A 12,539-nucleotide genomic window follows, 5' to 3' on the forward strand; every position below is an offset into this window, starting at 1 on the left:
CGGCGTAGCATCTGCGGCCATGTCGCGCATCGAACAGAAGCTCCAATCGCTCGGCCTGTCATTGCCACCGCCGCTCTCGCTGCCACCGGGCGTGGCCTTGCCTTTTCCTTGGGTTCGCATCGTGGGCCGCCGCGTGCTGATCTCCGGGCACGGGCCTCAAACGCCCGTGGGGAGCGTGGCGGAGCCACGGGGCAAGGTCGGGCGAGAACTCACCCTCGAGCAGGGCTACGAGGCGGCGCGACTCACGGCGCTGGCCGTCCTTGGCAGCCTGCAGCGGGCGCTCGGCGACCTGGACCGCATCTCGACGTGGGTGCGCGTGTTCGGCATGGTCAACGTGGCGCCTGGCTTCAACAGGACGCCCGCTGTGATCAACGGGTTCTCAGACCTCATCATCCAGCTCTACGGACCGGAAGCCGGCGCTCATGCGCGCAGTGCGATCGGGGTGGCGGAGCTGCCTTTCGATATTCCGGTCGAAGTCGAGGGTGAGGTCGAGCTTCGGGACTAGCGACTGGCTGTCGACGCTAGACGAGTGCCAAGTCCTTCGGCGGCACCGCGTCGAAGACCCGCCCGAGTTGCGCCGGTGAGAGCCCGTACATCCTGCGGAACAAGCCGCCGAACACTGCCCGGTATTCGTTGAGCACGGGATAGTCGCGGTTCTGGAAGAGACGATCCTGCGTCACCGCCACCTGCTCGCCGAGCACGCGACCGCCTGCTTGCGCCGAAAGTCCGCCGCCCATGACCCAGTAGACAGTGCCATGGCCGTGATCGGTGCCACGGTTGCCGTTCTCGCGGAAGGTACGGCCGAATTCGCTGATGACCACGACGACCGAGTCACGCCACGCGTCGTCACCCATCTCCGTTGCGAAGCCGGCCAGCCCGCGCCCGAGCTCGTCCAGGCGATTCGCCAGATAGCCCGTTGCACCGCCCTGCCCCACGTGCGTGTCCCAACCACCCACGTCGACGAAGCCCACGTCAAAGCGCTCGCGCATGAGCCGCGCCATGCGCCGCGCGACGAGTTCAAAGCCCCTGGCGCTCATTGCATCGCGGCTCGCCGCCTGCATTTCTGCCTGTACCGCGCGCTGCACTTCGTCGCGCACCTGAAACCCTTCCGCCACGGGCTGCGCCAGCGCCGTGTTCCGGTACATGGCCTGGATCACCTTGCTCTGGCTCTCGTCGATGCCCTGGCGCCCGACGCCGGCGAGCGCCATGTTGGCCGCCTTGGCGTCACCGCGTAGCGCGATCGGCAACTGGTTGGTGAAGGCGATCGGCGCGACCTCGGTCACCGGGCCTGCCCCCAGCACACCCGCCAGACGATTCAGGAAGCCTGAGCGGTAGTCGCGGCGCCGGTCCAGCGCCTGTCCGAGTTCGATCGAATCCTGCGTTTCGAAATGGCTTCGCGTGAGATCGTCCGTGCCGGCAAAAGCAACGAAGGCGGCCTGCTTCTTCTGGAACAGCGGCATCACGCTGGTGGAGAGCGCCGGATGCAGGCCCCAGTCGGCGTCGACCGAAACCGCGCCGTTCGGTTGGCCCGGCCGCGCAATGGCGATGTTCGGGCGCGACGCATAGTAGAAATCGCTCGACACCGGCACCAGCACGTTGGCGCAGTCATACGCGCCACGCAAAAAGACGATCAGCAGCTTCGCGCCGCCGGCCGCGGGCGCCGCCATCAGCCGGCCTGCCGAGGCGCAGGCCGATGTCGCTGCGAGCAGTTGGAGGAGATCGCGTCGCTGCATGTCGGCTCCTTCAACGGTGCATCAGCTCGGGTGATGCGAGCAGGAAAGTGTTCCATTCCTGCGGAGACTTCGCCTGCGCCAGTGCTTCGCGCGTGTCAACACTCATCGACGGCAAAGCCGCTTTCACGGTCGGCGAATCTGCCAGACGGGGCGGCTTCGGCTTTTCGCCTGCTGCACCGTCATCGCCGCGGAACAGCACGGCGCCGATCGCACCGATGGCACGGGCGATCTCGAAGCGGGTGGTCATCTGCCCCGCGCTCGCCCAGGCGTCCTGCGTCAGCGAATAGCCGTCCGGCGTCTCGCGGGCGTACAGCGGCTCGCCCATCCGGTTGAGCCAGCCGATCATCGGGTTCACGTTGGTCACGACCCGTCCGTCGTCGGCCAGGCGCACGCTCGCGATCACGTAGTGCACCGGATCGCGAAACTTCTGGCCGAGAGATGCGGTGAATTCGGGCGACTCGAACATCGTCTGCAGCGTGGCGGCAATATCTCCGTCCGTGCGCTGGAAGGTGCCAGCCATGCGGTCGACCAAGGCTTGCGGTGGATCGTCGGCAACGAAGTAGATCGCCAGCTTGCGCGAGATGAAGCGCGCCGTCGCGGGCGCCCGCGCCAGTCGATCGAGTGCCTCGTCGACTTCGGCAAGCGCGCGCTGGGTCATCGGCTGGCCCAGCAGCACTTTCGGGCCATAGTCGTGACGGTTGGGATTGAACTCGAAAAGCCCTTGCTGGACGTAGTCGCCGCGCAGTTCGGGGCGGATGTTCGGCGCGGGCGCGTCAGGTGCGCGCCTGCGCACGCCGACCCCCGTCAGCACGCGCGCCAGTTCCTGCACGTCGACCTGCGAATAGCCGCCGCCGACGCCCAGGGTGTGCAGCTCCATCAGCTCACGCGCGTAGTTTTCGTTGATCCGGTTTGCGGCGTTCTGCGCGTTGTCCAGGTAGCCGAGCATCGCGGGGTGATGCGCCGTTGCGCCCAGCAGGTCGCGAAACCTGCCCAGCGCGTGGGGACGGATCGCCGTCTCTTCGTAGTCGCCCACGAGCGCCCGAAGGTTGTTCTTGCGGGCGTTCACGTTGAAATGGTTCATCCAGAACCAAGTCATCTGTTCCTGGAGCTGGTTGGGCGAATAGAGCGCGCGCAGCAGAAAACGCTCCTGGGCCTCGCGTGCAAGGCGTGTCAGATCCTGCTGGTAGCTCCGTCGCGCTTCTTTCAGCTGGTCGTCGTCGGCCAGCGTGTCGAGGGCGCGCCGCTGGGCGGCGAGAGAGGCGACCGTTTCCTCCAGGGGCACCCGGGAAATCGTCATCGCGTCGATCCGCGCCTGAGCCTCGGGCGGCAGCGCGGCCGGCGCGGGGTGCAACTGGTCTCGCAGCCAGGCGGGGAGGCCTGCATGTGCGAGCTGCTTTTCGGTGGCGGCGTCAGCGCCCCAGGTCAGGCGATCGAGCCAGCGCAGTTGCGCGGCTTCGTCAGGCGCGCTGACCTTGGGCAACGGTCCGCGGCTCGATGGCATCGCACAAGAGCCAAGCGCCAGCACACCTGTGAGTGCCAGCACACCTGTGAGCACCAGCGCGGAAGCGGCGGATCGGGCGACCCTCATGCGGACTCCATGCCCATTCGAAGCGGGGCTGCCTCACTCAACCGGCTGGCGCCGTCGCCGGTTGACCTTCTTTACACGACGCCCTCGCGCTCAGGCCACCGCAACACTGGGCGGCACCGCACCGGCGATCTGCCGCAGGGCGCGCTCGAACACTTCCACCGGCTGACCGCCGGAGATCAGGTGCTTGTTGTTGATGATGATGGCGGGCACCGAATGAATGCCGGCGTCGGTGTAGAGCCGTTCGCGTTCGCGGGTTTGGGCTGCGAACTCGTCGCTTTGCAGGATGGCGCGGGCACGCTCCCGATCGAGGCCGGCTTCGCCCGCGAGGCGCACGAGCAATTCCGGATCCGAAGGGTTCTCCCCGTCGGTGTGGCAAGCCTTGAGCAGCGCCTTCTTCAAGGCGACCTGCTTCGCCACGTCTTCGAGCTCGGCCCAATGGAGCAGCCGGTGCGCATCGAAGGTGTTGTAGACCCGGGCGCGACCCTCGGCTCGGAACTCGAAGCCGACCGCGGCGCCGCGCGCCCGGATCGCTTCTCGCGACTGCGCCTGCTGCTCGCGGCTGGAGCCGTACTTCTCGTGGAGGTGTTCGAAGGCGTCCTGCCCTTCGCGCGGCATCTGCGGGTTCAGCTCGAAAGGCTGGAAGTGCAGTTCGGCGGTCACTTCGGGGGCAACTTTCTTGAGAGCGGCTTCGAGCGCGCCAAGCCCGACCGCGCACCAAGGGCACGAGATGTCGGACACGAAATCGATGTGGAGTCGGGTAGGCATCCCCCGATGATGCGGCCGCCCGCGCGGCTTTTCAACCTTCGGGTGCGGGATCACCCTCCCGATGTTGCGCCGTCGCAGGCGCTGCCAGTTCGCGCCCGAATTGCGCGACCAGCCCGCGCAGCCAGCGATGCGCCGCCGAATGGTGAGCGCGGTCGTGCCAGAGTTGATAGAAGCGCATGCGCGGAAATCCCTCTGGCGCCTTCAGGAGCGCCAGCGGCAGAAGCCTGGCGTGGTATTCGGCGAAGTGGCGCGCGGTCGTGAAGATCAATTGCGTGCTCGCCGCAATCGAAGGGGCGAGCCCGAAGTACGGCACCTGCACGCGGGCGTCGCGCCCGAGCCGGCGTTCGGCCAGGTACGTCTCCACGACGCCGCGCTGCGCCAGCGCGTAAGGCACCGGCACGACGTGGCCGGCAGCCAGGTAGTCGGCTTCGCTCAGTTGTGTGGCCCCTTGCGCCAGCGGATGGTCGCGCGCCACGAGGCAGACCAGATCGTCTTCGAGCAACAGCGAAATGTGCAGGTGCTCGGGCGGTGACGGCCAGTTGCCGATGACGAGATCGAGCTCGTCGTCGCCGAGCGCACGCTCGAAATCGAAGGTCGGCCCCAGCGCCCGCAGCTCGATGCGGCAGCGCGGCGCCTCGATGCTCAGATGTTGCGCGAGCCGCGAGATCCAGGACGGTGCGATGTAGTCGGGCGAAGCGATCCTGAAGCGCTGCTCGGCATGCGCAGGCACGAAAGTTTCGGGCTCGACCAGCAGCGCTTCGAGTTCGCCGAGCGCGCGGCGAGCCTGCGCGGCAAGACCGGCGGCGCGGGCTGTCGGAACCATCGCCGTGCCATCGCGAACCAGGAGCGCGTCCCCGAAGATTTCGCGCAGGCGCTTGAGCGATCCGCTCACCGCCGGTTGCGTCTGGCGCAGGCGGGCCGCGGCGCGCGACACGCTTCGCTCTTCCACGACCGTGGCGAGCACGCGCAGCAGATGACCGTCGAGCAGATCGACGCCACGTTGCATGGTGTTTTCCCGTAGTCCCTGTCTATCGATATGTCCGATGCAGTCTATAGCGATTCGCATGCCGCGGCGGTATCGACACGCGGGGGTGCCGGCTGGCCCAATCCATCAACGCCCCTTCGATGTCGCTCATCGATCCGATTGTTCCGATTGACCCGCCAAGGAGTTCGTTCATGGCCACCCTGGAAGTCCCGCAACACGCCGCGCCGAGTGCGCCGGCCAGCGCGCTCGATGCGGCATATAGCCGCATCACATGGCGCATCATTCCCTTCATCTTCGCGCTCTGGGTGCTAGCCTGGGTCGATCGCGTCAACGTCGGCTTCGTCAAGCTCACCATGCTCGACGAACTGGGCTGGAGCGAGGCGGTCTACGGGCTTGGCGCGGGCATCTTCTTTCTCGGCTACTTCTTCTTCGAAGTGCCGTCCAACCTGCTGTTGCAGCGCATTGGTGCCAAGAAGACGCTCATGCGCATCACCATCGGCTGGGGCGTGGTCTGCGTGGCCACGATGTTCGTGCGCACGCCGGCAATGTTCTATTTCCTGCGCTTCCTGATGGGCGTGTTCGAGGCCGGTTTCTATCCCGGGATCATTCTTTACCTGACCTACTGGTACCCGAGCGAACGGCGCGCCAAGGCCTTCGGCATCTTCATGTCGGCATCGGCGATTGCAGGCGTGATCGGCGGCCCGTTGGCCGGCAGCATCATGAACAACCTGCACGGCCTGAACGGCTGGTCGGGCTGGCAATGGGTGTTCCTGATCGAAGGCGTTCCTTCGGTGATCGCCGGCTTCGTGACCTGGTTCTACCTGACCGACCGCCCCGAGCAAGCCAAGTGGCTCACGGCCGAACAGCGGCGCCTCGTGCATGAAGACATGGCGCGCGACAACAAGGCGCTCGGCCATCGCGAAGAGAGCCTCATCGCCTCGCTGAAGGACCGCCGGATGTGGCTGCTGATCTTGATCTTCTTCTGCATCATCGCGGCCAATTCGTCGCTGACCTTCTTCGGCCCTTCGGTGGTCAAGGAGGTGGGCTTCACCAACCCGGCGACAGTGGGCTGGATCATGGCTTTTTCGTACTTGTGCGGCGCAGTCGGCATGGTCTACAACGGCCTGCATTCCGACCGGCACCAGGAAAGCCGGCTGCACTGCGCATTTGCGGCCACGCTCGGCGCGGTCGGGCTTGCGCTCACCGCACTGTTCATGAAGCAGAGCCCGATGATCACGCTGGCCGCGCAGACGCTCGCCATCGTCGGCACGATGAGCGCCATCCCTGTGTTCTGGCAGTTGCCCGGCCGCTTCCTGGCCGGCGCAGCAGCGGCGGGCGGCGTGGCGCTGATCAACTCGATCGCCAATCTCGCAGGCTTCGGCGCGCCGTCGATGCTGGGCGCCATCAAGACATCGACCGGGCTGCTCTCGCCGGGGCTCTACATCGTCGCGGCAGTCGAGATCTGCGCTGCGATCCTCATCATTGCGTTCGTCCCGCGCTTCGCGAAGAAGGCGGTGGCCGCATGAGCGCCGTGCTGGTTTCCGCCGGTGCGCAGGCGTTCACGCTCGGCGACATCAATCAACTCGACCGCGTGCGCTTCGTCGCCGCGCTGGGCGGCATATTCGAGCATTCGCCCTGGGTCGCGGCCAGCGCATGGGCCGAGCTCCCGTTCGCGAGCATCGACGAACTGCATCGCGCAATGATTCGCGTCGTGCGGGCGACATCGCGCGAAGTGCGTATCGATTTCTTGCGCATGCACCCTGAGCTTGCCGGCAAGGAAGCCCAGGCCGGCACCATGACCGGGCATTCGACGGCCGAACAGGCAGGGCTGAATGCGCTCAGCCGGGAGCAGTTGCATACGCTGCGCGCTCTCAATGCCGCCTATGCCGCGAAGCACGGCTTTCCGTTCGTGATCGCCGTGCTTGCGAACACCCGTGCGCAGATTTTCGATGCGCTGCGCGCACGCACCGAGCGCGACACCGATACCGAAATCGAAGCCGCGCTGGACCAGATCGCCATCATCACGCGGCTGCGTCTCGGCAGGCTGCTGGCGGCGCCTCTCGCCTAGGAGACACGACACCATGACCTCTCCCTCCCCCATCCTCACCCGCCGCGCCTTCCTGCCCGCAGGACTCGTGCTAGGCAGCCTCGCCACGAGCGCCGTCGCCCAGAACGCGCCGGCTGGGTTGACCACCGCCCCCGTGTCGCAAAGTGCATTGAGCCCGCGGCTGACGATGCATGCTATCGACACGCACAATGGTTCGCCCGGGGCCGGCATGAAGGTGCAGTTGTGGATGCACGACGGGAGTGACTACCGCGTGCTGCGCAAATTCGAAACCAACCGCGGCGGCCGCACAGACGACCCGTTGCTTGTCGACCAAAGCTACAAGCCCGGACGCTACGAACTGCTGCTGCAGTTGGACGACTACTTTGCGGCGCGCGGAACAACGCTGCCGAAGCCGAACTTTCTGTCGCAAGTGCCGGTGCGCTTTCAGATCGTCGACCCGGCGGAACGGATCCACCTCGCGATCCTGTTCACTCCCTGGGGCTACTCGTATTACCGCGGCAGCTAAGCAGCTGCCAGCCGCTCAAACCCATCAAAGGAAACGATCATGGCCGGCATCTCCACCCATGTACTCAACAGCGGCACCGGTCGACCCGGCGCCGGCATGCGTATCGACTTTTCGGTACGCGACGGCGACGGCTGGAAACTCGTGAAGAGCATCACCACCAACAGCGATGGCCGCACCGACCAGCCGGTGCTCGCGCCCGACGCGGCTCGCGTCGGGCAATACGAACTGGTCTTTCACGTGGGCGAATATTTCCGGCGCCAGCCGGGGGCCGAAAGCGATCCTCAATTTCTGGACACGGTGCCGGTGCGCTTCGCGATCTTCGACGCGCAGCAGCACTACCACGTGCCGATGCTGTGTACGCCCTGGAGTTGCTCGACCTATCGCGGGAGCTGATCGCCCGGCGTGCTTCCGGCGCGGGCGGAAATCAAAGGCTGCGCCAGAAATCCACCAGCAGTTGCGTGAACTCGACCGGCCGCTCCACCGCGCTCAGGTGGGCCGCATCGATCGTCGCGAGACGCGCACCTGGAATGGCTGCAACCATGTCTTCGGACAGCGCGAGCGGCGTGGCCTCGTCGCGCGTGCCGGCGATCACCAGCGTCGGCACGGCAATGCGCCGGTTGCTCTCGCGAAAGTCGATGGCGGCGACCGCGTTGCAGCTCGCGATGTAGCCCTTGGCATCGCAGGCCAGCAGCGTCTGATTCAGGGCGCGGCCGGCTTCCGCGCCCTCTGGCGTCGATACGAACTCGGGCGTGAGCCAGCGCGCCACCGCGCCAGGAGCGATCGCCGCAATGCCCTGCGCTTCCACCATCTCGACGCGCGCGCGCCAGGGGGCGGAGTCCGGATAGTGCCCGGCCGAGTTGGCAATGACCACGCTCTTGAGCAGCCTCGGATGCCTGGGAGCCAGCGCCTGCGCCGTCATGCCGCCCATGGACAGCCCGACGAAGTGCACGGGCTCGCCCGACGCTTCCCGCGCAATCAGTTCGGCCGTATCGTCGGCGAGGTCCTCGATCGTTAGCGGACCGGCAACCACTTCGGAGCCGCCGTGGTTGCGATGGTCGTATCGCACGACCGTGTGCGCGCGGGCGAGCTGCGCGGCCACGCCGTCCCACATGCGCAGGTCGCAACCCAGAGCGTGGCTCAGCACGACGATGGGGCCGCTGCCCTCGCGGACGATATTCAAGCGGGTCATGGTGTTTCCTTTCGATGTGGATGGGTGGGCAAGGGCAAGCGCGGCAGCCAGGCATGGGCGATCAGCACCAGCACGACGCCCGCGAGCGCCATCGGCACCACCATGGGCCAGGCGCCATGGCTGAATTGCGGATTGACGAAGCTTGCGGCGATCTGGCCCACGATGAATGCAACCGCCATCATCGCAAAACCCGACCACGAGACGGCGCGACCGGCCAGATGCGGCAAGTCGCCGACAGCGCCGGCCTGTCCGCAAGGTTGGTGAATGCCGTGCCCGATGCAATAGATTGCGTGCCCCAGCAGGAGCGGCCAAGCCGACAACGGCAGCAGCCAGCAACCCAGCGCTTGCACCAGGGGGCCGGCGAGGCTGAGCAGCGATCCGAGCTGCACCGTGCGCACCGCTCCCCTGCGCGTCAGCAAACGGCGGCACAGCGTGGTGCTGAAGATGTAGACGAGCGATCCGCCCGCCGGAATCCATCCGTACAACGCGGGCGAAAGCCCGAGATAGCTGATGTAGACCATCGGCGACAGCAGCAGGAAGCAGAACAGCCCGCCGTAGGTGGCGGCAGCGAGCGATGCCCACGCGCGAAAGCTCTGGCTGGCAAAGACCTCGCGCACACTGCCCTTTGCCGCGTTTGGGCCCGCTGCCTTCACCCTCGTTTCACTGAAGCCGTGAAAACACATCGCGAACAGGATCAGCGCATATACGGCCATGCCACCCAGCACCCAGCGCCAGCCCAGCCCCTGCACGGCATACGCGCCCAGAACTGGCGCTGCGAGTGCGACCACACCCAGACCGGTCAACCCGCGCGCCATCACATGCGGGCCCTCATGCGCCGGATACAAGTCACGCACCGCCGCGCGCGAGCACACGAGGATGGCCGCCATCGAAAAGCCCTGTACCGCACGACAGGTGACCAGCATCGGAATATCGGGCGACAGCACGCAACCGAGCGCCGCCAACGCGTAGAGCGCAAGGCCGGTCAGCAGCACGGGGCGGCGACCGAAGTGGTCGGACAGTGGGCCGCAGGGCAACTGGCCCAGCCCGAAGGCGAGCACGAAGACCGTCAGGCTCGAACTGGCCGAGCCCAGGTCCTGGGCAATCGCCGGCAATGCCGGCAAGTAGCTGTCCGTGGCCACCGGCTGGGCCGCCAGCAGCAAGGGCAACAGCAGCGCGAAGGAGATGCCGCTGCGCGCGGCGGCTCCGTTCACTTCGAGGCGTCTGCGAGCAGACCTTTTTCGCGCAGGATCCCCGTTGCAATGCCGAACGCATGGTTGGCGACGGGAACGCCGCAGTAGATGGCGGCCATCATGATGACTTCCTTGATGTCATCGGGCGTGAGGCGCGACTCGGGCGGCCCATCGAGCGCCGCGCGCACGTGCATCGCGAACTCCTCGTAGGCGTGGATGCCGAGCATCATCGACAGCACCATGAATCTGCGGGTCTTGTCTCCGAGCGCCGGACGTCCCCAGATGTCATTCCAGGCGTGGCGCGTGATCAGCGCCTGGAACTCGCTGTTGAATTCATTGCGATTCGCGAGCGACTTGTCGACCCAGGCGTCGCCGAGCACGCGGCGACGATTGACGAGGCCGGATTCATAGTCGCCGGCCGGAGTGGAAGGAGTGGTCATCTTGAAGATTGGGAAGAGTTGAGTTCAGCCTGCAACACCAACACCTGTGCCAGTGCCGTCTCGCCGGCCGGCCCGGCCAGCGCCGGATCGAACCATTGGTCTGCGGCATCGCGCGGCAGTTCGGCGCGCAGCCGGTCGATATTGGAACGCATCCGCGCTTCGTCCACCTGCAGGCCAGGCAGTGCCCCGGCCAGCGCACGCACGCTGCCATGCGCCGACATCAGCAACTGAGGCCATTCGGCCAATTCGGCCTGCCAGGCGCCGAGCGCGCGCTCATGCTCCTGCGGCATCGCCTGCAGCAATGCCGCCACGCGTTGCGGCGCGCGCTGCGCAGCGGCAATGGCAACCATCGATGCCACCGGGTTTCGCTTGTGCGGCATCGCCGACGAGCCGCCGCGGCCGGGCTCGCTGGGCTCCGCCACTTCGGCGACCTCGTACTGGCCCATGAGCGCGATGTCCCTGCCGATCTTGCCGAGGCTGCCGACCATGAGGCCGAGCTCGCAACCCAGCGCGATCCATTCGTCGCGCTGCGTATGCCATGTCGCACCCGGATCGCCGAGCCCCAGTTCCTCGGCCATGAGCCGGCGCACCTGCGGGCCCTCGCCCTTCATTTGCGCCAAGGTGCCCACGGCGCCACCGAGCTGTACGTGCAGTGCGTTGCGCGAGGCCTTGGCGATGCGCGTGCGGCCGCGCACGAGCGGCGCCGCCCAGCCGACGCACTTGAAGCCGAAGCTCGTCACCGAGGCCGGCTGCATCAGCGTCCGCGCGAGGATGGGCGTGGTCGCGTGCTGCTCAGCCTGGCGCAACAACGCCTGCGCGGCGCGCGTGAGGTCGGTCTCGATCAGCGTCATCGCCTCGCGCGTGACCAGCGCCATCGCGGTGTCGATCACATCCTGGCTGGTGCTGCCGAAATGCACGTAAGGCAAGGCGTCGGCGTTGAAAAGGCTCACCGCCTCTTTCAGGCTCTTGACCAGCGGTATCGCGACACTGCCCGCCCGGCCGCTTTCGCGCACGATCTTGGCGACGTCGAACAGTTCGACCTTGCAGCTGCCGATGATGGAATGCGCGGCCGATTCGGGAATGAGCCCGATCTGCGCCTGCGCGCGCGCGAGTGCCGCTTCGAAGCGAAGCATCGCGTCGACGAAATTGCGGTCGCTGAAGGCCGCCAACGTTTCGGATGTGGAGAGGAAGCCCTCGAAGATGCTCATGGCGAATGCTGTGATGGGTCTGTGGTCGATCAGTAGGCGAGCGTAGCAACCGCGCGCAGGTCTTCGGGCGTGGCTGTGCCGTAGCCGAAGAATTCGAGGTAGGCCGGGATCATCTCGAACAGCATGTCGGTGCCGACTTGCACCGAGCAACCTTTTTCGCGCGCGGCCCGCAGCAGTGGCGTGTATTCGCTCTTCATCACGACTTCGCCGACAAAGGTCGATGGCGCGATGCGGCTGACGTCGAAGGGGAGCGGGTCACCCTCCTTCATGCCCAGCGGCGTGGCGTTGACGACCAGATCGAAACCCGCCGGGTCGTTGGAGCCGGTGCTGACCTTCATGGCCGGGTAGTGCGCGCGCAGACGTTGGGCAAGCCCTTCGGCCGAAGCAGCGCTGGCGTCGAAGAGCGCCATTTCGGCGACGCCCGCTGCAGCCAGCGACGCGGCAATGGCCGAGCCCACGCCGCCGCTGCCCGACACCAGCACGCGCGCGCCTTCGAGCGAACGGCCCTTTCGCTGCACGCCGCGCACGAAGCCGGCGCCATCGAACTGGTCGCCCAGCAGCGTGCCGTCAGGCCGCTTCAACACGGCGTTGCAGGCGCCCGCGATTTTGGCCGTGGGCGTCACCTCGTCGACCAGCGACATCGTCGTGATCTTGTGCGGCATGGTCACCAGCGCGCCGCGGATGTTGGTCAGGTGGAAGAGCGCCTCGAACACGCTGGGATACACCTCGGGCTTGACGCCCATCGGCATCACCACCGCATCGATGCCCTGCTTGTCGAACCAGGGGTTGTAGATCATCGGAGCCTTGAAGCTCTCCGTCGGATAGCCGAGGTGGGCGATGAGCGTGGTCTTGCCGGAGATCATGGGGA

The 12,539-nt window shown here is 66.5% G+C and carries 14 protein-coding genes; 5 read left to right on the top strand and 9 right to left on the bottom strand.

Features of this window, described 5'->3' with window-relative positions:
• Positions 1–19 precede the first annotated feature (19 nt).
• Positions 20–505: a RidA family protein gene (locus AC1DMA_RS04125; RefSeq protein WP_478143311.1), complete on the top strand. Its 486-nt coding sequence runs from the start codon at positions 20–22 to the stop codon at positions 503–505.
• A gap of 16 nt (positions 506–521) precedes the next feature.
• Here AC1DMA_RS04125 and AC1DMA_RS04130 read toward each other — a convergent pair whose 3' ends face one another.
• The 4 genes from AC1DMA_RS04130 to AC1DMA_RS04145 form a co-directional block, all read right to left on the bottom strand.
• The gene (locus tag AC1DMA_RS04130) at positions 522–1,733 is read right to left on the bottom strand and encodes a DUF1501 domain-containing protein (RefSeq protein ID WP_478143312.1); all 1,212 of its coding nucleotides are present in this window, start codon (positions 1,731–1,733) and stop codon (positions 522–524) included.
• Between the two features lie 10 nt (positions 1,734–1,743).
• A complete protein-coding gene (locus AC1DMA_RS04135; protein ID WP_478143313.1) occupies positions 1,744–3,321 on the bottom strand; it encodes a DUF1800 domain-containing protein in 1,578 nt (525 codons plus the stop codon).
• Positions 3,322–3,411: 90 nt separating this feature from the next.
• Complete coding sequence (locus AC1DMA_RS04140; protein ID WP_478143314.1) at positions 3,412–4,086, bottom strand: DsbA family oxidoreductase; 675 nt, start codon at positions 4,084–4,086, stop codon at positions 3,412–3,414.
• 31 nt (positions 4,087–4,117) lie between these two features.
• Entirely contained in the window at positions 4,118–5,092 is a 975-nt protein-coding gene (locus AC1DMA_RS04145) for a LysR family transcriptional regulator (protein WP_478143315.1), read from the bottom strand.
• A gap of 170 nt (positions 5,093–5,262) precedes the next feature.
• Here AC1DMA_RS04145 and AC1DMA_RS04150 point away from each other — a divergent pair, with 170 nt between their 5' ends.
• The 4 genes from AC1DMA_RS04150 to uraH (AC1DMA_RS04165) are packed head-to-tail and all read left to right on the top strand — an operon-like array spanning position 5,263 to position 8,037.
• A complete protein-coding gene (locus AC1DMA_RS04150) occupies positions 5,263–6,597 on the top strand; it encodes an MFS transporter (RefSeq protein ID WP_478143316.1) in 1,335 nt (444 codons plus the stop codon).
• A complete protein-coding gene (uraD, locus tag AC1DMA_RS04155) occupies positions 6,594–7,139 on the top strand; it encodes a 2-oxo-4-hydroxy-4-carboxy-5-ureidoimidazoline decarboxylase (protein ID WP_478143317.1) in 546 nt (181 codons plus the stop codon). Before AC1DMA_RS04150 ends, uraD begins: the two co-directional genes overlap by 4 nt.
• 13 nt (positions 7,140–7,152) lie before the next feature.
• A complete protein-coding gene (uraH, locus tag AC1DMA_RS04160) occupies positions 7,153–7,644 on the top strand; it encodes a hydroxyisourate hydrolase (protein ID WP_478143318.1) in 492 nt (163 codons plus the stop codon).
• 39 nt (positions 7,645–7,683) lie between these two features.
• Entirely contained in the window at positions 7,684–8,037 is a 354-nt protein-coding gene (gene uraH / locus AC1DMA_RS04165) for a hydroxyisourate hydrolase (protein ID WP_478143319.1), read from the top strand.
• Between the two features lie 31 nt (positions 8,038–8,068).
• On the opposite strand, the gene AC1DMA_RS04170 is transcribed toward uraH (AC1DMA_RS04165), so the two are convergent.
• From AC1DMA_RS04170 to AC1DMA_RS04190, 5 genes are read right to left on the bottom strand one after another with little or no spacing between them, the layout of a single operon-like run.
• Entirely contained in the window at positions 8,069–8,833 is a 765-nt protein-coding gene (locus AC1DMA_RS04170; protein ID WP_478143320.1) for an alpha/beta fold hydrolase, read from the bottom strand.
• On the bottom strand, positions 8,830–10,044 hold the full coding sequence (locus AC1DMA_RS04175) for a Bcr/CflA family efflux MFS transporter (RefSeq protein WP_478126719.1): 1,215 nt from the start codon (positions 10,042–10,044) through the stop codon (positions 8,830–8,832). The genes AC1DMA_RS04170 and AC1DMA_RS04175 overlap by 4 nt, the downstream gene beginning before the upstream one ends.
• Positions 10,041–10,463 carry a carboxymuconolactone decarboxylase family protein gene (locus AC1DMA_RS04180; protein WP_478126720.1) on the bottom strand — a complete coding sequence of 141 codons (423 nt, stop codon included), beginning with the start codon at positions 10,461–10,463 and terminating at the stop codon, positions 10,041–10,043. The genes AC1DMA_RS04175 and AC1DMA_RS04180 overlap by 4 nt, the downstream gene beginning before the upstream one ends.
• A complete protein-coding gene (gene pcaB / locus AC1DMA_RS04185) occupies positions 10,460–11,671 on the bottom strand; it encodes a 3-carboxy-cis,cis-muconate cycloisomerase (protein ID WP_478143321.1) in 1,212 nt (403 codons plus the stop codon). The genes AC1DMA_RS04180 and pcaB overlap by 4 nt, the downstream gene beginning before the upstream one ends.
• Positions 11,672–11,700: 29 nt before the next feature.
• Positions 11,701–12,534: a shikimate dehydrogenase family protein gene (locus AC1DMA_RS04190; protein ID WP_478143322.1), complete on the bottom strand. Its 834-nt coding sequence runs from the start codon at positions 12,532–12,534 to the stop codon at positions 11,701–11,703.
• Positions 12,535–12,539: the final 5 nt, after the last annotated feature.

The sequence above is a fragment of the Variovorax sp. 05N34 genome (assembly GCF_056397405.1).